Source organism: Microcoleus vaginatus HSN003, assembly GCF_022701255.1.
Taxonomy (GTDB): Bacteria; Cyanobacteriota; Cyanobacteriia; order Cyanobacteriales; family Microcoleaceae; genus Microcoleus; species Microcoleus vaginatus_B.
The window spans coordinates 1,636,260-1,656,588 of sequence record NZ_CP031705.1 but is presented as its reverse complement, the minus strand read 5'-3'; the positions used below and the strand labels follow the sequence as shown (position 1 = coordinate 1,656,588).

General features: G+C 45.8%; 22 protein-coding genes and 1 tRNA gene. 9 read left to right on the top strand and 14 right to left on the bottom strand.

The features are described from left to right. The first annotated feature begins 120 nt into the window (after positions 1-120). A tRNA-Ile gene (locus D0A37_RS06965) sits at positions 121-193 on the top strand. 70 nt (positions 194-263) lie between these two features. Here the strand turns inward: D0A37_RS06965 and D0A37_RS06960 are convergent. The 5 genes from D0A37_RS06960 to D0A37_RS06940 all read right to left on the bottom strand — a co-directional run bounded on the left by D0A37_RS06960 (position 264) and on the right by D0A37_RS06940 (position 3,803). Then, the gene (locus D0A37_RS06960) at positions 264-461 is read right to left on the bottom strand and encodes a hypothetical protein (protein ID WP_242722684.1); all 198 of its coding nucleotides are present in this window, start codon (positions 459-461) and stop codon (positions 264-266) included. A 234-nt stretch (positions 462-695) separates the two neighbouring features. Further along, positions 696-1,229, bottom strand: a complete 534-nt coding sequence (gene pyrR, locus D0A37_RS06955) for a bifunctional pyr operon transcriptional regulator/uracil phosphoribosyltransferase PyrR (protein WP_242722682.1) — start codon at positions 1,227-1,229, stop codon at positions 696-698. A gap of 266 nt (positions 1,230-1,495) precedes the next feature. Continuing rightward, entirely contained in the window at positions 1,496-2,575 is a 1,080-nt protein-coding gene (gene cbiB / locus D0A37_RS06950) for an adenosylcobinamide-phosphate synthase CbiB (RefSeq protein ID WP_242725409.1), read from the bottom strand. 345 nt (positions 2,576-2,920) lie between these two features. Next, complete coding sequence (locus D0A37_RS06945) at positions 2,921-3,322, bottom strand: GFA family protein (RefSeq protein ID WP_242722680.1); 402 nt, start codon at positions 3,320-3,322, stop codon at positions 2,921-2,923. A gap of 37 nt (positions 3,323-3,359) precedes the next feature. Further along, entirely contained in the window at positions 3,360-3,803 is a 444-nt protein-coding gene (locus D0A37_RS06940) for an Rrf2 family transcriptional regulator (protein ID WP_242722676.1), read from the bottom strand. A gap of 265 nt (positions 3,804-4,068) precedes the next feature. On the opposite strand from D0A37_RS06940, the gene D0A37_RS06935 reads away from it, so the two are divergent. After that, complete coding sequence (locus D0A37_RS06935; RefSeq protein ID WP_242722673.1) at positions 4,069-4,461, top strand: AbrB family transcriptional regulator; 393 nt, start codon at positions 4,069-4,071, stop codon at positions 4,459-4,461. Between the two features lie 108 nt (positions 4,462-4,569). Beyond that, entirely contained in the window at positions 4,570-4,701 is a 132-nt protein-coding gene (locus D0A37_RS28930; RefSeq protein ID WP_278187166.1) for a hypothetical protein, read from the top strand. A gap of 119 nt (positions 4,702-4,820) precedes the next feature. Here the strand turns inward: D0A37_RS28930 and D0A37_RS28925 are convergent, their stop codons facing one another. Beyond that, positions 4,821-4,955: a hypothetical protein gene (locus tag D0A37_RS28925; RefSeq protein WP_278187165.1), complete on the bottom strand. Its 135-nt coding sequence runs from the start codon at positions 4,953-4,955 to the stop codon at positions 4,821-4,823. A 397-nt stretch (positions 4,956-5,352) separates the two neighbouring features. Between D0A37_RS28925 and D0A37_RS06930 the strand changes: the two genes are divergently transcribed. The 3 genes from D0A37_RS06930 (at position 5,353) to D0A37_RS06920 (ending at position 6,409) form a co-directional block, all read left to right on the top strand. Beyond that, on the top strand, positions 5,353-5,505 hold the full coding sequence (locus tag D0A37_RS06930; protein ID WP_242722670.1) for a hypothetical protein: 153 nt from the start codon (positions 5,353-5,355) through the stop codon (positions 5,503-5,505). A 96-nt stretch (positions 5,506-5,601) separates the two neighbouring features. Further along, positions 5,602-5,745: a hypothetical protein gene (locus D0A37_RS06925; protein ID WP_242722667.1), complete on the top strand. Its 144-nt coding sequence runs from the start codon at positions 5,602-5,604 to the stop codon at positions 5,743-5,745. A 58-nt stretch (positions 5,746-5,803) separates the two neighbouring features. Next, a complete protein-coding gene (locus D0A37_RS06920; RefSeq protein WP_242722664.1) occupies positions 5,804-6,409 on the top strand; it encodes a cache domain-containing protein in 606 nt (201 codons plus the stop codon). A gap of 271 nt (positions 6,410-6,680) precedes the next feature. On the opposite strand, the gene D0A37_RS06915 is transcribed toward D0A37_RS06920, so the two are convergent. Continuing rightward, entirely contained in the window at positions 6,681-7,784 is a 1,104-nt protein-coding gene (locus tag D0A37_RS06915) for a site-2 protease family protein (protein ID WP_242722661.1), read from the bottom strand. 251 nt (positions 7,785-8,035) lie between these two features. Beyond that, positions 8,036-8,230, bottom strand: coding sequence for a hypothetical protein (locus tag D0A37_RS06910; RefSeq protein ID WP_242722659.1), 195 nt, complete (start codon positions 8,228-8,230; stop codon positions 8,036-8,038). A 52-nt stretch (positions 8,231-8,282) separates the two neighbouring features. Here D0A37_RS06910 and D0A37_RS06905 point away from each other — a divergent pair, with 52 nt between their 5' ends. Continuing rightward, positions 8,283-9,356 carry a DUF3616 domain-containing protein gene (locus D0A37_RS06905; protein WP_242722657.1) on the top strand — a complete coding sequence of 358 codons (1,074 nt, stop codon included), beginning with the start codon at positions 8,283-8,285 and terminating at the stop codon, positions 9,354-9,356. On the opposite strand, the gene D0A37_RS06900 is transcribed toward D0A37_RS06905, so the two are convergent. Beyond that, entirely contained in the window at positions 9,281-9,583 is a 303-nt protein-coding gene (locus D0A37_RS06900; RefSeq protein ID WP_445242495.1) for a DUF2470 domain-containing protein, read from the bottom strand. The genes D0A37_RS06905 and D0A37_RS06900 overlap by 76 nt on opposite strands. Before the next feature lie 233 nt (positions 9,584-9,816). Here D0A37_RS06900 and D0A37_RS06895 point away from each other — a divergent pair, with 233 nt between their 5' ends. Beyond that, positions 9,817-13,506: a WD40 repeat domain-containing protein gene (locus tag D0A37_RS06895; protein WP_242722655.1), complete on the top strand. Its 3,690-nt coding sequence runs from the start codon at positions 9,817-9,819 to the stop codon at positions 13,504-13,506. Positions 13,507-13,585: 79 nt separating this feature from the next. Continuing rightward, a complete protein-coding gene (locus D0A37_RS06890) occupies positions 13,586-14,632 on the top strand; it encodes a CHAT domain-containing protein (protein ID WP_242722653.1) in 1,047 nt (348 codons plus the stop codon). A gap of 154 nt (positions 14,633-14,786) precedes the next feature. Here the strand turns inward: D0A37_RS06890 and D0A37_RS06885 are convergent, their stop codons facing one another. The 5 genes from D0A37_RS06885 to D0A37_RS06865 all read right to left on the bottom strand — a co-directional run bounded on the left by D0A37_RS06885 (position 14,787) and on the right by D0A37_RS06865 (position 20,061). Beyond that, positions 14,787-16,424 (bottom strand): Ycf46 family AAA ATPase, encoded by a 1,638-nt coding sequence (locus tag D0A37_RS06885; protein WP_242722651.1) that lies wholly within the window; start codon positions 16,422-16,424, stop codon positions 14,787-14,789. A gap of 188 nt (positions 16,425-16,612) precedes the next feature. Continuing rightward, the gene (locus D0A37_RS06880) at positions 16,613-16,972 is read right to left on the bottom strand and encodes a DUF2470 domain-containing protein (protein WP_445242539.1); all 360 of its coding nucleotides are present in this window, start codon (positions 16,970-16,972) and stop codon (positions 16,613-16,615) included. A gap of 118 nt (positions 16,973-17,090) precedes the next feature. Beyond that, positions 17,091-18,458, bottom strand: a complete 1,368-nt coding sequence (locus D0A37_RS06875; protein WP_242722649.1) for a WD40 repeat domain-containing protein — start codon at positions 18,456-18,458, stop codon at positions 17,091-17,093. 86 nt (positions 18,459-18,544) lie between these two features. Continuing rightward, on the bottom strand, positions 18,545-19,138 hold the full coding sequence (locus tag D0A37_RS06870) for a ferric reductase-like transmembrane domain-containing protein (RefSeq protein ID WP_242722647.1): 594 nt from the start codon (positions 19,136-19,138) through the stop codon (positions 18,545-18,547). A gap of 473 nt (positions 19,139-19,611) precedes the next feature. Further along, positions 19,612-20,061: a hypothetical protein gene (locus D0A37_RS06865; RefSeq protein WP_242722645.1), complete on the bottom strand. Its 450-nt coding sequence runs from the start codon at positions 20,059-20,061 to the stop codon at positions 19,612-19,614. Positions 20,062-20,329 lie beyond the last annotated feature (268 nt).

Genomic DNA, 20,329 nt, shown 5'->3' with positions numbered 1-20,329 from the left:
CTAACAGGCGATCGGGGAATCAGCAGATCTAAAGATCTTGATTTTTGTTCTCTAGTTCTAGCACGGACTGAGAAATTATGTTATACTTCATTTTCAGTTAGGTCGAACAAATCGACTTAACGGCAGTTGGCCGAGCGGTTTAGGCAGCGAACTCATAATTCGCCCCAGGCAGGTTCAACTCCTGCACTGCCGATTTAAAATCAATCACGACGCTCCGCGCTCCGCGCGCGAAAAACCCCGTTTCTTCCTAGATACTTGGTTGCTCAAGCCAATATTCTTGGAGAATGCTGGTTTATGGTGCCAAAAATCGGTAACGACACTAAAAAGCCGATTTCTGCCCGCTGCGACGGGAGCATCTCATATTTGTAAAAACACTTCTTCTTCCTCCTTCCTTCTGACTCTTTCCTCCTGACTCCTGGCTCCTGGCTCCTAACTCCAATTTTGGGCTTGGCTGCTTTCATTGAGATGCTCCCGCTGCGACTTTGATGATAAAACGGCTTTTTTTAACGTTTCTGCTGGCGACAACGAAGTATTGCTGCGAAACAACCCGGTGAATTGCCACCCGTGCGCCCCAAACTCTCAATCTTTTTGTAGGGCGTTGCTCCTAGCGCGCCCAAAATATACTAATTTAGCTCAACAGTTCAGTTTTGCCCCATTTAAAATCTAAAATCTAAAATCTAAAATCTAAAATCCTATTATCCCTTAATTAACTCCACTCCGTCGCGCCCGTCGAGTTCTTGAACGTAAACCTTAACTTGTTCTTCCTTTGCTGTCGGCAACTTTTTACCCGTAAAATCTGGCTGAATCGGTACTTCTCGGTGGCCACGATCGACTAATACCGCCAACCAAATTTTCTCCGGCCGCCCGTAATCATTTACCGCATTCAAAGCCGCTCGACTCGTTCTGCCTTTATATATAACGTCATCTACCAACACCACAGTTTTGCCCGTCAAATCGAAAGGAATTTCTGTTTTAGCCGGTGTCCGCATCGCAACTCGATCCAAGTCATCTCGGTAAAAGGTAATATCCAAAGCGCCCACGGGTACTTTGACTTGTTCGAGGACTTCAATTTGATCCGCCAAAATTTGAGCTAAAGGCACTCCTCTACTATGAATGCCCAACAGCACTAACTCCGAGGGATTCCCTGATTTTTCGACAATCTGGGAAGCGACGCGGGTGAGAGTGCGCCTCACTTCATTAGGGGATAAAATTTGGATAATTTTAGTCATTGTTGGCTGCGAGCTAATTGTTGGCTGTGGGCGGATCGAACAATTTTAGATTTTAGATTTTAGATTTTAGATTGACTTTACAGATGAATTTGGGGGTTTGAACAAAGGCCTAAACTTTTTTTGGCTTTTGTCTGTGGCCGCTCTCTGTCTGCTGCAGACTTACCCCAAACCGATGAAAAGCAGATGCTGCGATTGCTTGGCTGAGGGCGAACAATGACAGAAATACGTTATTTATGCTTCCTGGACTGTTCGGGTGAGGTCATCAGTTAGCGGCTCAAACCTAATAAGGTATAAAAAAGCAATGATAGTCCCAACCAAATCAGAAAGCAATACCGAGTTAATTGCAATGCTTGGCAAATTAACTGCGCTGTGATAGGGTAAACCGGCTCGCCTAACAGCGGTTTGTGTTTGAGAACTCCGCGATAGGAATTGGTACCTCCTAGTTGCACTCCCAAGATGGCGGCGTAAACGCACTCGCTCCAACCGGAATTGGGACTGGCATCTTTAACAGCATCTCTCTGACAAATCTGCCAAATGTAAATTGGTTTGCCAGATATAACGGCTAAAGTAATCACTGTTAGCCGGCAAGGAATCCACGTCAGCACGTCTTCTAGTTTGGCGCTAAACCATCCTAAATCTGTGTATGGCGCTTCTTTGTAGCCGATCGTAGAATCTAATGTGCTGGCTGCTTTGTAAGCGAGCGCCAAGGGGACTATAGCACTCGCCCACATCGAGTTAGGATCGATCGGCGAACCGGTAACACTTAATAATAGATGCGGCAGACCGAACCCAAGTAAGGCATAAAATAGCGGTGCTGTCACACCATCGACTGCATTCTCTGTTACAGTTTCTAACAATGCTCGCAGAATTTCTGGCTCGGATAAGTTTTCGGTATCCCGGCCGACGTAAAGGCTCAACCTTTCTCGCGCCTTGACTAAATCTCCAACATTTAAAGGTGCGAGCACATCCTCCGCAGCCGCCCTCAAACTGCGACCTGCAAAACAGCTTGCCAGCAAAATGGTGTCTAGGGCAATACCGAGAAGAGGATGCACCCAACTAGCAGCTTGGACGATCGACCAACTGACAGTATAACTGCCTAGAATCACCCCGATCGCTAGTATTGTACCAGCACATCGTAGCAGCAGTTTGTGCCGAGCTCCTGCGGGATGCTCGCCTGCTTCAGGCATTTTGCGGGCGGGATTATTCCATATATTAAAGACAAGTCGAGTATAGCGGTCGATCGCCCAACCCATCGCCTGCACCGGATGTGGCCAACCCCAAGGATCGCCGATCGAATAATCCAACACCGCAGCTAAAATCAAAACAGGAAATTCATCCGGCATCATTATATATTGTGTCAAACTTGATAGGCCATCAATCGATTTTAGATTTTAGATTTTAGATTTTAGATTAAAGAATTGAAGAAAGCGACCCCACCAATCAATCCGAGGGCTGGCGATCGGGTGCGAGGATCTTTTTTCTCACTCCACGGATGAATCCGGGGACACCGAACCATCTTCCTTGATTGTCACAGCAGGAGCGATCGCCGGATCGAGCAGATTTTAACTCCTCCTACCCTTGCGGACTTTGATTTTTTGAGGGGCGATTTTATAGTAGAAGGAAGAAGGGAGAAGCAATAAAGGCAAGGGTTTGAGCAATTCAAAACCTCATCATCATCAGGCGTGGTTGCTCTAAATGCTGAGATTACTTTCGTCGCGCAGCAAGTGTACGTTCTCCTCCCAATTAACACCGTCAAAGGGTAGGATCTCAAAGTGTTTGATAGCATCGTCGTCAAGACAGCGGACGTTGACATCGAAATGATTGGGATGCGATCGGGGGCGATAGAACGAGTGAATGCCGCAAATTCGGCAGAAAGTATGTTGAGCAGTTCCTGTATTAAATGTATAGGTTGTCAAAACATCTTCGCCGCTGAGCAAGGTAAAACGTTCCGGCGGGACAATGAGGTGCAAAAATCCTTTCTTTTTACAGATAGAGCAGTTGCAATCAGATGCTTCGTGTTTGTCAACGGCGACACGGAAGCGGACAGCTCCGCAGTGACAGCCGCCAAAGTAGGTAACAAGTCTTGCGTCCATGTGTGATTGCTGGCGATCGAATGAATGAACTTACCATTTAAATGATAAAGCTAGTTTCTTCCCCAAGAGCCGCTTGCCAACTGCGGACATCATAGTATAAGTCTTCGAGGGAAATACTGTACAGCGCTTCGGCAAGTTTTTTGTGCAATCGGTTCCACAAACTGAACGTTACCCAGTCCTCTGCTTGCGTCGAGTCTGGAAAATGTCGAGGTAAAGGTTCAATAGTTTCACCTACAGCCTCTAAGATTTGTCCTAAAGAGATTTGAGCTGGCTGGCGGGCTAATTGATATCCTCCTTGAGAACCCCGAACGGATTGGACTAAACCGGCTCGTCGCATTTCAATCAGCAATTTTTCTAGATACGGAGCTGGTAACTCCTGTCGCTTCGCTATCGATTTCACCGATGTCGGGCCATAGCGAGGTTGCAAACTTAGATCCAGTAATGCTTTGACACTGTAGTGTCCGCGTGTGGTTAACTTCATGGGATTTTAAGAGCGGGGCAAATATTCAGCTAGCTGATAGCTGATAGCTTATGCTACCGAGTTTAGAGATTGCTCGCACCGGCTGCAGCTACTCCTCAAGAAAGACTCCAGGTTGTTAAAAATATTTAGATAATAGTGGTTAACAATTGAGCCGATCGGTGTAATATGGTTTTACGACCAGCTATAAAGCTAAAGTTTCTTGGTCAAACCAAAAACCAACCGAGAAAAAATCTGTACACCAGTTGAATATTTCAGGACTCAGTAAATGGCTAAAAAGAAAAATATCGAACCCCTTGAAGGCGAAGATCTGATCAAAAAGGTCAAAGACCTAGAGAACCTTACCAAGGAAGAAAAAGCTAGAGCCTGTGGCTACTACACCGTTACCAAGAACGGCGTAGAACGGGTCAACATGATGAAATTCCTGAATGCGCTGATTGATGCAGAAGGCATTCAGCTAGACGGGAAGCAAAACGGCAATGGACGTGGTGGACGCTCTGCCAGCTATCGGATTAGCGTTCAATCTAACGGTAACTTACTGATTGGAGCTGCCTACACCAAACAAATGGAACTCCAGCCGGGAGATGAATTTGAAATCTCTTTGGGACGCAAGCACATTCACCTGCGCCAAATTGATCGAGAAGAAGAAGAAGTATCTTAGGCCTTTACGACTTGCTTTGACTTCTTGCTTGAACTGGTTGGTTGGACTTCAAGCATTGACTGCAAGCAGAGAGTTGGCTCGGAAATCTTTTTGTGAGCCCAAAACAGTATGGCTTCTATAGATGGCAATGGCTCGACAAAAGCCACTGCCACCACTTTATATTTTCCGAGAATACCTATTCTCGCCCCTCGCTATATCCGTTTGGAGAAGCGGGGGATTTTCCGCGTACCTGTTAAATAGAAGTTCGGCAAGGGATGGTGTAGCAGATTTAACAGATGTAAGGGATGGATGTTTGGCAGCCGATTATGTACGGGATTGAACCGATGTAACGGATGAACCGAAGAGCTTTCAAGGAAGAATTAGGTTTGGTTGAGGTAGGAAACCCACCACAGCAAGAAAATGGCGGAGGTATTCTCAGCTAACAGTGCGTAATACCAGTTGAAAAAAAGAATGCCACTGTAGAGAAGCTCCAAAGCACGAGCTTGATCATTCATTCCCAATTATTTAACCTAAAATCTAAAATCTAAAATCTAAAATTCTATAAGTCTCGTGCTTGCTCCTGATTTGTGGGTGTGTGGGAGGTGTTTTGAGCACAAGCAAACAGCCTCGATCGCCCGTAATGTCGTTTCCGGTTGCATCGGAATAATAAAATCGAGTCAACAGTTAACACTCAACCATTCAGTTTTTAGACCCGCCCGTCAACAGCCAAAAGTCAACAGTCAACAATAATTCCGGTGCAACCGGAATTGATATAAGTGAAATTACAGGCTGGAACAGTTAAAGTGTTAGGGAGCAATTAGTCACCAGCCTATGCCGTTGCCGGGATTCGCGAGCAAAACTTCTCAACACCAAACAAAAATCCCCCTGCCTCGCCTTCTAGCGGCCTCTTTTGTGCTGCAAATCGTCGTGGCAGTCGAGATTGTCGGGTATGTGTGCTTTGGCAACGAAGAAAGAGTAGTGGAAGAGTTCGCCCAGGAAGTGATCGCAAAGACGGGTAAGAGAGTTGAAGAAAAGCTAACTGCTGTTGTTGAAAATGCCCACTGAGTAAATCAACTTAACGCCGAAGCGATCGAGCGCGGTGAATTAAACTTACAGTTAGAAAGGCCCCAGCCTCGGGGAGAAAAGTTCCGTTGGTAGCAAATGCGATCTTTTCCAAGCATTCAGTGGATATCCTTCGGTACAGGAAAATCAGGAGAATATCTCGGCAGTTGGCGCAACCACATCCACAACAGCTTGCCTATTGTCGCAGCTAACAAGTCTACCAACTCTCACAACATATACTAAGCTACAGACAGCCTAGGCACTCGCACCGCTAAATTAAAGGCAGAACCGGCCACCTACGATGCCCGCCTGCACCCTTGGTACAAAGAAGCTGTCGCAGCGAACAAACAAAGCGATTTGGACGAGTATTTATCCGGGTTTTACTCCTGGGACTGTTTTTATTGCTGCCAGCCCACCGATTCGCGATCGAAATGGTAAAGTGCTGGGAGTTAGTGCAGTAGACTTTTCGCTCTTGGGTCTTCAGCAATATCTCGATCGCATCAAGCTTAGCAAAACGAAACCAATTTTCGCGATCGAACGATCGGGCTTCCTGGTTGCCAGTTCGAGTCAAGAATCACCCTTTAGAAAGATGCCGGGAAAGCCGCAACTACAGCGGCTGAATGTTTTAGACAGCCAAACTCCTGTCATTCGCACCGCAGCTAAATATTTATACGAACTCTTCGGGGGCTTTGGCGACATTAAGCAGCGACAACAACTGAAATTTAGCCGAGACTGGGAGGAATATTTTGTGGAAGTGCTGGGGTTTTCTGATGTTTACGGTTTGAACTGCCTGATTGCGATCGCAGTTCCCAAATCCGATTTCCGGGGGGAAATTAACAGAAATACCAGACTACAATTTTACTTTGTTTGGTGGCGCTGCTGCGACCATAGCCGTGAGATGGCCTAACGTCCTCGCTCAGATGCTCAATACATTATTATAATTATCATGGTTGATTTGCAGCTAATAATTTAGTGTTTCACTTGGCTTTTGTCCAGCTACAGTTAACCCCCCCGATCGCCCTTTTGGTAAGGGGAAATCGAGGGGGTTAACTGTTATACGATTTTCGATTTTCGATTGAAGAATCGGGAATGACTGAGAACTACCAGAGTTTGAAGCACGGGGCTACAGTTGCGTTTTTTGGGGGAAACTGGTGTTATTTGTCAAGTGTCTGAGGATATTAAGCAGGGTTCGCTTCGGCTTGTCTTTGCAACAAGCGGGCAATTTCAGCTTTTTCTACAAGTCCGACAAGGACACCATTTTCGCGAATGACGGGTAGTTCTTGTACTTTGAGTTGTTCCAGGAGGGTGACGACTTCGAGGAGCGATAATTCTGGTTTGACGGTTGTGGAAAACTCGATCGGCTTCAGGAGTTCTTTCACTAAAACTTCGGGCCACTGTCCAGTAGGAATGCTTTTGAGGTCGTCAAGGTCGATCGCCCCTACCAATTGTCCGGCATCATCTGTTGCCAGGAACCTGCGCCAGGTTTGAGCGCTACCGATCACGTAGTTGTTGGCAAATTCTCTGAGGGACAAGTCTTGGGAGACGATCGGACTTTCGGGGGTCAAAGCATCTGCGGCTGTCAGCCCTGCCAGTTTATTTTGGACTGTGGCATATTGGGCAGATTGACCAGCATTTTGCAATAAGAACCAACCGATTACTAGATTCCAAATATTGCCGAATATGCCTGTAGCAATGGCAATCCAACCAATGATCTGACCGACGCGGCTAGCAAAAATTACACCTTTGTAAGGGTTGCCGGTAATTTTCCAGACGATCGCTTTGAGGATGTTGCCACCGTCGAGGGGCAAACCGGGAATTAAGTTAAATAAGGCTAAGACTAAGTTGATCGAAGCTAAAAGTCCGACGATGGCGCCTGCGGGGCCTGTGAGACCAGCACCGATGCCGATCGCTGTTAACAAACCGGATAACAATAAGCTGACCAACGGGCCTGCAATGGCTACCCAAAATGCTTCGGCTGGGGTTTTAGATTCTCTTTCTAAATTAGCCAGTCCGCCAAACAGAAATAGCGAAATCGATTTCACGCCAATTCCCTGTTTAATGGCTACCCAACTGTGTCCTAATTCGTGGGCTAAGACCGAAGCAAATAACAGCAACGCTGTGAATAATCCCAGCATCCAGGGCGCTACGGGGCCCAATGTAGGAAACAGGGCAGCGAGTGCACCGCCGTATTGCCAGGTTACTAAACCCAGAACTAAAAACCAAGATGCGTTGACAAAGAAGGGAATCCCAAACAGGTTGCCGACGCGAAATGTACCGTTCATAATGGCTACCTCTAATTTTACGAATGAGAGGTTTTTCTCTCTGTCTCCTTATCGTAACGAAACGTAACGGCGATGTTAATGCTTCAATTAGGGTGTTATCCGTCTGTGGAGGTTCGGTTTGCGGAATAATCAACGCCGACTGCGGTTTGGCCCGCTAGGGGTTAAAAATGCTTATCTCAAAACGGAAGTTCTCGCTATCAGGCTTGAGGAGGATATCTTTTTAAATTTTCTGTTTTAGTTTTGAGTCGGTTTTAACTCAAATCTTGCACCTCTGTGATGAACAGGCAAGATGCCTGTTCCACAACAGATGAATTTTCTTTTTGCACCTCTGTGATGGACAGGCAAGATGCCTGTTCCACAACAGATGAATTTTCTTTCTTGTGGAGCGTTGCTCCTAGCCCGCCCATAAAAGCCTGATTGAGAATGGTGCAACCTGTGAGTTTCAAGCAGATTTAGCTATAATGACTTACCCTAAGAATAATTTAGGTGCTAATCATTATGCCAGAATCTTTTTTGCTTGGTCGGCTGCTGCTGCAATTCAACAGCGAAGCGGCTGATATTATTACAGACTTATCGGCTGTTGCTTTAACTCCCGATGGCAATTTGTGGGTGGGTTCCGATGAAACGACTTCGATCGAGCGTTTGTCGCCTGTCGCGCCTCATATTTTCGGAGAACATCAAAGATTTGCGATCGCAGATTTTCTCGATCTTCCGGGAAAATCCGAAATCGATATCGAAGGAATGGATTTCAGCAGCGATTATCTTTGGCTGGTCGGTTCTCACAGCACAAAACGCAAAAAAGCTAAAGGCAAAGACGCCGAAAAAGACATTGAAAGATTAGCAACAATCGAGACAGAAGTCAACCGCTATTTGCTGGCGCGCATTCCTATGAAAGACGGGATTTTGTGCGAGTCAATTTCTGATCCAGACAATGAAAGGGAACAGAAAGTTGGGTGCCTTCAGCGGACAGAAACGGGCAATTTGCTGACAGACGCGCTCAAAGATGACCCCCACCTCGGTCTATATTTATCTGTGCCGATTCCGAGTAAAGAAAATGGCTTTGATATTGAAGGGTTGGCGGTGCGGGGCGATCGCATTTTGCTCGGCTTGCGGGGGCCAGTGCTGCGAGGCTGGGCGATAATTTTAGAAATAGAAGTTGAAGAGGCAGAACCGGGAGTTTTAAGGCTTAAGGAAATTGGAAAAGGAGGGAAATTGTACAACAAACATTTTGTTGATTTAAACGGTTTGGGCGTGCGAGAATTGTGCTGGAATGGGAAAGATTTGATTGTTTTAGCGGGGCCGACGATGACTTTATCGGGGGCGACGAGGGTTTTTCGGTTGAAGGAAATTTTAGGGCGATCGGGCGACAGTATTACTGGACAAGATGGGGGAGATTTGGAGGTATTGTTTGACTTGCCTTTTAAGGTTGGTACTGACAATGCTGAGGGATTGAGCCTGTTTCCGTATTTGGGGGGGCAGAATTCGCTGTTAGTGGTTTACGATTCGCCGGATGCGGGGAGAATGGTGGATAAAAATGCTATTCTTGCTGATGTTTTTAAATTAGGTTCGTAGTAGTAGGGTGCGTGATATTCGTCGTTGACTTTAGCGGTTAAATCCATTCCGTTGGCATCAATAGCGAGCATTTGAGCTTCTGTTGCCTGCGGTTGGTCGCCAAATGCTTGAGCGTACAGCACGACAGCACTAGCGTGGTCTTCGTTCATGTGAGTGCAGATGCGATCGCTAATCTCAGTAGAAAAATGATAGCCTTTCTCCATTAAGTGAGGTAGGCGGGCGAGCAATTTCAGATCGGATTGTCATTGGCAGGCAGAGCTTGAAATTATCTGTGTTAATCTGTGTTAATAAGCCCGATCTGCGGCGCAGCCTATCAATCAAAAATTTAGGCACTCTTGTTTAGCGATTACCTGACAATTCTCAACCGTACCGCACTTGTGCTGAGAAAGGCTATAGTTATCGGCTAACCTATTAAACCAGGTGCTTTGATTTTGGCTAAAAATCTATAAATGAGGGTGAGATGGCAGAAGAAGACCACAGTGCTAAAATTGGGAGGGATGCTGAGAGCAGTGCCATTATTACTGGCGATCGCAACACTGCTACTATTACCATCACCAATTACTATTACAGTGAAAATACAACAGTAGTTCCTGTTGACTCTACGGATGCTGTTGATGAAAAACTTCCCTGTCCTTATCGCGGTTTGTTTCACTTTGGACCAGATGATGCTGAGTTTTTCTTTGGACGCGAGGTATTTGTAGAAGAACTTTTCGCTGCAACTCAAACCCGCAATTTTATCCCCTTGTTGGGTGCGTCGGGTAGTGGGAAATCTTCGGTGGTGTTGGCGGGATTAGTGCCAAAACTACTACAACAAGAAGGTCACTGGTTATTTACTCACTTCCGTCCCGGTTCAGAGCCTTTTCATGCTTTGGCTGAGGCGCTGGTTCCACTTTACGAGCATGATAAAAATGCTACCGAACAAATGGCTCAAGCTCGTGAGTTAGCTAAATTTTTTGTGAATGGTTCCGTTCCGCTTCAAGATGTTTTCTCCAAAATTCAACGGAATTATCCCAATCATCGGGTGTTGTTGATTGCCGACCAGTTTGAAGAACTTTATACTTTGTGTGCAGATCAGAAAACTCGCCATAGTTTTTTAGATATCTTATTAGCCAGCTTTCCAGTTTCCCCTTCCCAGAGCCAATTTTCCAGGGTGCTGGTTGCCACCATGAGGGTGGATTTTTTGGGAAATGCTCTCTCCTATCCTAAATTTGGGGAAGTGTTACGCAATCCTGATGTCAAGATTAGGTCAATGAACCGTGAGGAACTTTCCCAGGTGATTGTTAAACCTGCGGAAAAGTTGGGGGTAGCTTTTCAAGATGGACTGGTAAAACGCATTTTGGATGATGTGGAAGACCAACCAGGAAATTTACCTTTGCTAGAGTTTGCTTTAACAGAGTTGTGGAACAAGCGCACGGGTAAACAATTAACTCACAAAATCTATGAAGAAATTGGTCAAGTAGAAGGTGCATTAGCTCGCCATGCTGATGAGAAATATCGCAACTTGACAGATGAGGAGAAAGAAAAAGTCCGACGCATTTTTATTCAGTTGGTGCGTCCGGGGGAGGGAGTAGAGGATACCAGACGCATCGCCATGAAAGCAGAATTGGGAGAGCAAAGCTGGTCTTTGGTAAAACAATTGGCTGATGCTCGATTGGTGGTGACAAGTCGCAATGCTACCAGCCAAGAAACGGTAGAGGTAGTCCATGAAGCTCTGATTCGCAATTGGGGAGAACTGCGAGAATGGATGAATAGGGACCGCGTTTTTCGAGCTTGGCAAGAGCGACTGCGGGCAGCAAAGGGACAATGGGAAGCAACGAATCGAGATTCGGGTTCATTGTTGCGGGGTGCAGCATTAGCAGAAGCAGAAGAACAACTGAAGCAACGCCCGGAAGACTTAATTGATGAGCAAGAATTTATTGAGCAGAGTATCCAAGAAGGAAATCGCCTCAAACAAGTCGAAGCAGCCCGCCGGAAGCGCGAAATCAGAACCGCCTGGGGAATTGCAGCGGGTTCAGTGGTAGCGGTGGTGATTAGTACAGGATTGGGTTTGATGGCGTGGAATCAGAAGAATCAATCGGAACTCAATCAAGCTGAATCTCTTGCTCGCTATTCCCAGTCCTCATTTAATGAAGGAAAAGATTTAGATGCTTTTGTGGCAGTGCTTCAGGCACAAAAAATTCTGCAAAACCAACACACAACCAACCTAGAGGTGATGAATGCCTTGCTGGAAGGTGTTGCTCAAGAAAGAGAACGCAACAGCTTGACAGGTCATAGTAGCGATGTCTATAGCGTCAGTTTTAGCCCCGACGGCAAGACTTTGGCTTCTGGTAGTTTGGACAAGACGATCAAACTCTGGAATCTAGCCACGGGAAGGGAAATCCGCACCCTCAAAGGGCATAGTAGCGAGGTCTATAGTGTCAGTTTTAGCCCCGACGGCAAGACTTTGGCTTCTGGGAGTTGGGACAAGACGATCAAACTCTGGAATCTAACCACAGAAAGGGAAATCTGCACCCTCAAAGGGCATAGTAGCGATGTCGTGAGCGTCAGTTTTAGCCCCGACGGCAAGACTTTGGCTTCTGGGAGTGAGGACAAGACGATCAAACTCTGGAATCTAGCCACGGGAAGGGAAATCCGCACCCTCAAAGGGCATAGTAGCGAGGTCTATAGTGTCAGTTTTAGCCCCGACGGCAAGACTTTGGCTTCTGGGAGTTGGGACAAGACGATCAAACTCTGGAACCTAGCCACGGGAAGGGAAATCCGCACCCTTAAAGGGTATAGTAGCTATGTCGTGAGCGTCAGTTTTAGCCCCGACGGCAAGACTTTGGCTTCTGGTAGTTTGGACAAGACGATCAAACTCTGGAATCTAGCCACCGGAAGGGAAATCCGCACCCTCAAAGGGCATAGTAGCTATGTCGTGAGCGTCAGTTTTAGCCCCGACGGCAAGACTTTGGCTTCTGGGAGTGATGACAACACGATCAAACTCTGGAAGCTAGCCACGGGAAGGGAAATCCGCACCCTCAAAGGGCATAGTAGCTATGTCATGAGCGTCAGTTTTAGCCCCGACGGCAAGACTTTGGCTTCTGGTAGTTTGGACAAGACGATCAAACTCTGGAATCTAGCCACGGGAAGGGAAATCCGCACCCTCAAAGGGCATAGTAGCGATGTCATGAGCGTCAGTTTTAGCCCCGACGGCAAGACTTTGGCTTCTGGTAGTTTGGACAACACGATCAAACTCTGGAAGCTAGCCACGGGAAGGGAAATCCGCACCCTCAAAGGGCATAGTAGCTATGTCAGGAGCGTCAGTTTTAGCCCCGACGGCAAGACTTTGGTTTCTGGGAGTGATGACAAGACGATCAAACTCTGGAATCTAGCCACGGGAAGGGAAATCCGCACCCTTAAAGGGTATAGTAACTCTGTCATGAGCGTCAGTTTTAGCCCCGACGGCAAGACTTTGGCTTCTGGGAGTGATGACAAGACGATCAAACTCTGGAATCTAGCCACGGGAAGGGAAATCCGCACCCTCAAAGGGCATAGTAGCTATGTCATGAGCGTCAGTTTTAGCCCCGACGGCAAGACTTTGGCTTCTGGGAGTGATGACAAGACGATCAAACTCTGGAATCTAGCCACGGGAAGGGAAATCCGCACCCTTAAAGGGTATAGTAACTCTGTCATGAGCGTCAGTTTTAGCCCCGACGGCAAGACTTTGGCTTCTGGGAGTGATGACAAGACGATCAAACTCTGGAATCTAGCCACGGGAAGGGAAATCCGCACCCTCAAAGGGCATAGTAACTCTGTCTGGAGCGTTAGTTTTAGCCCCGACGGCAAGACTTTGGTTTCTGGTAGTTCTGACAACACGATCAAACTCTGGAAGCTAGCCACGGGAAGGGAAATCCGCACCCTCAAAGGGCATAGTAACTCTGTCAAGAGCGTCAGTTTTAGCCCCGACGGCAAGACTTTGGTTTCTGGTAGTTCTGACAACACGATCAAACTCTGGAATCTTCCAGAATTGGAATTAGGCCCTTTAGTGAGGCGTAATTGCGATTTGGTACGCAGTTATTTACAGAATAATCCTCAAGTCAGCGAGAGCGACAGGCACCTCTGCGATGATGTTCCTAGTATTGAACCTACCCCAACGAAATCAAAGAGTTAAGTTGAGAATTTTTACCAAAAAAGTAGCAAGAAAGCACCTGTTTTTCCTAGAATATATATAAAAAACCAATAAAAAAAACATGAAAAAAATCCTTATCCTCTCCGCCAACCCCAAAAACACAACTCATCTACGCCTCGATGAAGAAGTACGGGAAATCAAAAATATACTGCAACTGTCTCCCCATCGAGATGAATTTCAAATCCTTACTGAATCTGCGGTACAAGTCGATGATTTAACTCGCTTCCTGTCTCACCATCAACCCACTATTGTTCACTTTTCGGGACATGGTTCGGGTACGAATGGATTAGTCTTAGAAGCTGATTCTGGACAGTCCCAACTGGTCAGTACCCAAGCCTTAGCAAAGCTGTTTGATTTGTTTCAAGAACAAATTGAATGTGTCTTACTCAACGCCTGCTATAGTGAGGAACAAGCCACCGCAATTCATCAACATATTGATTGCGTCGTGGGGATGAATCAGGCAATTGGAGATGCGACAGCGATTAAATTTAGCATCGGGTTTTATACAGCTTTGGCGGCTGGAATGAATTATGAAGATTGTTTTCAAATGGGTTGTACTTCTATCGATTTGCAGGGAATCCCAGAGTATTTAACCCCAGAGATTAAAATTAGGCGGCGGCGCGATCGGACAGAATCACCCACAAATCCAGTTAAATCTGACAGGGATAATGGTATGAGTAATGATCGTAAAGGTTGGTCAGACCGCTCAGTTTCTATTGGTTCTATTGGGCGTGATTTTGATGGCGCAATTTTAACAGGAGACAACAGCTCTGCAAACATCAATTTTCAAAAAGTTAGTTTAGCTGCACCGGCAAGCGTCAATATAGAAACAGAACTCAACGCCTTACGCGAGATACTGGGGAAGTTAGAAACCTCAGATCGTCGTAAAATTGACAATGCTTTTGAAGATGCTCAAGATGAGCTAAAGAAGCCACAGCCAGATAAAAACGAGGTGGGTAAGGCATTAGAACGAGCTTTTGATTATGCCCAGAAAGCCGGGGGGTTTGCTTCGGCGATCGCAACACTTCAGCCACACCTTACTAATACTGCTGCTTGGTTAGGCGAAAATTGGCACAAATTGTTAAGTCTGGTGAATTTAACACTTTGACGTTGGTAAATTGGTGATGATGCCGGTGCGATAAGTGATGGTGCATATAGCCCAATACGGTTCGGCTAAGCTCGATTCCCCTCCTAGCCCCCCTTAAAAAGCGGAGGACAAGAACTTGTTCAAAGTCCCTCTTTTAAAGAGATGCCAAATTAAGTTAATTGTCGATCGCATCCCTTCGCCGCTGGCTGTAGCGTTTCAATTCATCAATTAAGTGAGTATCGTTAGATGCTGTTCTCGCGCCCGCTTCCGCCGCCCAGCGCTTCAAATCTTCAATTTGCGATCGCGCGATCGCAGCTAAAGGTACAGTATCCTCGATCGACCTCAAAATATCCTCGGTCATCAAATCTCGGCGCTGTCCGTTGACAAACGTGCCAAAGGCCCGATACAACCCATCTATTACGACTTGTTCAATTTCTGCACCGCTAAAATTCTCAGCGCGTTTAGCCAAAACCGCCAAATCAAACTCGCGCAATCTAGTCGGCCGCAAACGCTGCAAATGCACTTTAAAAATATCTTGCCGTTCCGATTCTGAGGGCAAATTCAAAAAGAAAATTTCATCAAATCTGCCCTTTCTCAGCAACTCTGCGGGCAAAATCCGCACGTTATTTGCAGTTGCGACGATAAACACCGGACTGGTTTTTTCCTGCATCCAAGTAATCAAACTGCCGAATACCCGGCGCGAAGTTCCCGAATCCCCGTCGCTACCGCTGATAATGTTGCCGAAGGCTTTATCTATTTCATCGATCCACAAAACGCAAGGTGCGATCGCCTCTGCTAATTGTATCATTTGCCTGACGCGGCTTTCGCTTTCCCCGACCACGCCACCAAACAATCTCCCAGTATCCAATCGCAACAGTGGCAAACGCCACTCTGAGGCTATTGTTTTCGCAGATAAAGATTTGCCTGTTCCTTGAATTCCTACTAACAAAACTCCTTTCGGATTCGGTATGCCGTAGCGACGAGCTTCGTCAGTAAAAGCATCTTGTCGCATTTTTACCCACTGTTTCAAATTCTCCAAGCCGCCCACACTTTTTAGGGATTCTCTGGAGTTGAAAAACTCCAAAATTCCCGTTTGGCGAATTGCTTGCTGTTTTTCCTCCAAAACTCCGTCAATATCTGACTCGTTAATTTGCTGTTTGGCGGCCAAAGCTTTAGCTAAAACCCGCCCGATTCTAGCGCGACTCAAACCCTGACAAGCTTTAACCAACTGTTCCCTTGCTAAACCGCTAACTTGCAACTGTTGCGGCTTTTCCACAACGTGGGAAATTAAACTGTCGATTTCTTGGACGTTGGGCAAAGGAAAATCAATTACTGTTACTTCTTCTTTCAATTCCTCCGGCAATTCCAGCGTGTGAGAAGTAAGAACTATAGTTTTTTTGCTGCGCTTCAATTCTCGCGTTAAATTCCGCAATTCTCGCACTACCGCCGCGCTTTTTTCGCTGTATGGATATTTCAAAACAGGGTGCAAATCCCGCAGTACAAATATGGTATATTCTTCAACAGCAGTTTTGCTGACGCGATCGAGCGCCGCCATTACCGAACCTTTCCCTGAACCGTTATCCTCCCAGCCGCGCACGAGATCCCAGAACAACACCCGGCGCGCGGGAGTTACTTGCAGCGCTACTTGGGCAATTACGGCTTCGACCGGTTCCTCCTCCGCGCCGACAATGTACAGCAGCGAATAGCGGGCGCGAATCATCAAATCTAGTCGCTTTACCAGTGCATCGAAATGGTTATTTTTACTGCCCTTGACGACATCTAATGCTTTGGGGTTTGGGTAATTTTCTGTCATTTTATTAGATATTTTAGAGGAGAATTCAACTTTATTAAATATTTTGTTTGCAGTCAGGATTTTAGTCTTTAAAATAATTTTAGCCAACTCAAGGTTTGTAGTAAGGATGTTAGTCCTTAACAACTATTTAAGCGGACTAAATTCCGTACTGCAAACGTTAAAATTATAACCGCCTAGTAGGCAATTGACTACTTAGCAACTTTTCGAGCTTGTTTCACCATTTCAATCAGAGTGTGGTGAGCATCTTCGGCGTCTTTTAAAGTGCGATCGAATTTAACTCTGACAGGCACTGTTTCGTCGTTGACTTTAGCGGTTAAATCCATGCCGTTGGCATCAATAGCGAGCATTTGAGCTTCTGTTGCCTCCGGTTGGTCGCCAAATGCTTGAGCGTACAGCACTACAGCACTAGCGTGGTCTTCGTTCATGTGAGTGCAGATGCGATCGCTAATCTCAGTAGAAAACGGTTCTGACATGGGAGATTCCTCAGATGCAATATCGATCGATTGTACTGCGATCGGGACAAAGATTTCAACCGCGATCAATTGCATCAAGAGTTATGAGTGAGAGAAAAGGAGGAAGAAGCAAGAACTAGAAGACAATAACATCGAGTCTTTCAGTAATTTATTAAGTCCTAATTTAACCTAATTAGCCAGATAAGTAGTAAGATTAATTCCACCCTTGCCACGGGTTAACTTCAAGCACCCCTGAGGGTTTAAACACTACCTGAAATTGACTAAAAATCTTTGGTTGACGAGCCGCTTTACGACAGGAAGGAAGAGAAGTTTCTTGGAGAAAATCAACCGCTTCTTGGTTCACTGGCTGATAATCTATAATTCCCCCTTCTTCATCCACGGCAACCCGATAAACTAATGAAGTGTTGAAGGTGGGAGTCGAGCGCCAACTCTTGTCAATTTGGTCGTAAACTTTCCGGTTCAACTGTGCAATTTCACCGGGCGAGATAATGTCAGAAGATGTGGCCTCTACCTCTGGCGCTGGAGAGTTAACCGGAGTCGCAAGCGGGACAGGTACAGGCCAAAGCTTAATAGTTTCATCTGCGCTACCGCTGGCTAAAACAGGATTTTGAGAGCTAAAAGCTACCGACCAAACAGGCTTAGAATGAGCCGCAAAATTTGTCATCAGTTCGCCCGTTTTCAAATTCCACAGCTTGATAGTTTTGTCGTAGCTGCCACTAGCTAAAGCCTGTCCATCCGCGCTAAAAGCAACTGACTGCACCGGGCCCGAATGCCCTGTTAATGTATGCAGAACTTTGCCATTTGTAAACTGCCACAGCTTAACAGTTTTATCCGCACTGCCACTCGCTAAAGTTTTCCCGTCGGGACTAAAACTCACTGATTTTACCGACCCGGAATGCCCCGTCAGCGTGTAATTGCCGCCATCATCAAGCCACCAAATCTTAATAGTTCCATTCTCGCTGCCGCTTGCTAAAATTTTACTGTCCGGGCTAAAAGCGACAGATTTAATCCAGTCTGTATCTGGAAGTGTGCGGAGTAGTTTGCCATCGGAAAAATTCCACACTTTTACAGTTTTGTCGGTACTTCCAGAAGCGAGTAACCTTCCATCAGGACTGATACTTATTGCTTTGACATCATCCGCATGACCTTTCAAGGTATTGATGAGTATGCCAGTTTTGAGATTCCACAATTTAATCCGGTTATCCCAACTCCCGCTAGCCAGAAGATTGCCATCAGGACTAATGGCGAGGGATTCAATTGCATCGGTATGTGCTTTTAAGGTGTAAAGTAATTCGCCGGTTTGCAAGTTCCAGATTTTGATAATGCCGCCATAACTCCCGCTGGCTAAAGTTGTGCCGTCTGGACTGAGTGCGATCGCGTAAATCCACCCAGAATTATCTTTAAAACTGCGAGAATATTGAGTGAACAGCCCCGATTTAAACTGCGATGCAGTTGTTTTCAATTCCGGAAGCGACCTAGACCACCCGATGCCCGCCGCAGTTACAACTGCTGTTAGTGTCCAGACTGCTGAAACTTTCCATTTAACTGCTTTTGATATCATAAATATGGCCTCCACAACTCACTTTATTTAAAATAAACTTCCAGATTTCAAGCCCAGAAATTAATAGAAGATTTTTCTGCTGCATTCTACCTTTGAGAAATGCTATCCCATACTCTTGTTAGGACTGTTACTTTGCCTTCTGTTGGCTGATGTTTTTGTTGTCTAGATTGGCGCTCAATCAAGACTCGACCGAGGAATAAAACTATTGTGGCGGTTATAGCTGCAATTCCAACAGGCGTTAAATATGTCCAGTGACCGGCCATTTTATCCCAGATATGCCAGGTTACTAAAAACATACCAAGGTAAGTGAGACGCTGCAATTTTTTCCAATTTTTCTTAAGTCTTTTCACGCTCCAATCGTTAGAGGTGATAGCCAAAAGAGTAAAAATAATGAATGTCGCTACTCCCTGGAAGTAAACAAAATAAGTTTTGATATCAAAGATATCAAAGTTTCTTTGTTTGAAAAAGATGAATCCGTGAGCTACAGCTAAAAAGAAAGAGATCAGACCAATGAAACGGCGATATTTCAGCAGCCATTGGGGAAAGCCAGTTTTTTTTGTGAGAGGGAAAACAATTCTCAAATTTGTGGGAAGCAGTGTCAGAATATAGCCTGCTAAGGCCGCGAATCCCAGGAGACTCGCCTGAGAAAATGTATCTAAATCCATCGTTGAAAGTTGCATAACTTACTCTAATTGCTAAGGAAGTACACTCCAAATATGCCGGGCTCTTCCGTACTTAGTGTGCCAAATTATTAGTTTTCTGGTGTCCTAAACCATAGCTGGCTAGGATTTCAAGGCAATCGCCCCGAGTTGAGCAAGTTGCCCGCAAGCGGATGTAAATAATCTCAAAGCGTTACCTAGCAAAGCCTTGAGGCTAAAGTGAAACTAAACCAGCACACTAAGAACGAAATAGCAATATGCCGAGAGTAGCATTTTAAAATCGGCATGTCAATTAAGTTTGAAGTTTAGAAAAAGTCTTCGCCAAAATAGCTGGTTAAAAGTTTAGTTTTTAGCTATAAAAAAAGGTCAGCTAATGCTGACATTGGGTTGAGGAGATTAGCTGAACTTTTGGCTAGGTATCGGGCCCAACTACAAACTGGTAATACCCCCTTTCGATAAGAGAGGACTCAAGTTCTCGCTACAAACTGCACAGCCTAACTAAAAGAGCGATCGTCAAACGGCAATTCATCAAACCGCGAATCAATATCAGCCTCAGAATTCGCAACAGGGGAATTAGCGCGAGATGCCGACGGCTTAACAGAATTCACCTGGGCTACTGATAACTTGGCCGCAGGTTCCGATTTCTGTAGGTTAACTAACGGTAACTCCCCGCCATTTTCTCCATTTTTGCTCGTTTGATTCCACATCATCATTCCCAGCAAACCATCAACCAAACCGCCACCGCTACCGTTGCCTGTTACCGCAACATCCGGCACAACTCGCACGTTGCGATCGCCTATAATTTGCATTAACTGCAAAGCCGTATAACCGGAACCTCCCAAAGCTACAACACCCGCGCGATAAGCTTCAGCTTGAGCATTTCCCTTCACCCGAATCGACTCAGCTTCGCCTTGAGCTTGTTTCACCTGAGAATTCGCTTTCAACTCAGAAATCTTCACGTCGGCGTTGCTTAATCAGGGTATGAAAAAAATAACTTGAAAATCCCTAAGTTTTGTGAATACTGGTTTCTATGACTTGCATATTTAGCCTTTCATACCCTAAATCAGCAACGCCAAAATCTTTATTTCAAAAGCTTACTCTACACTGAATCGGTCTTTTGTCAATTGGGGAAGTTCAATGTAATTGGTGATTGGTAATTGTAGGTTGGGTAGAAGGAAGGGAAACCCCATCTACAATTACTATTGATAGTCA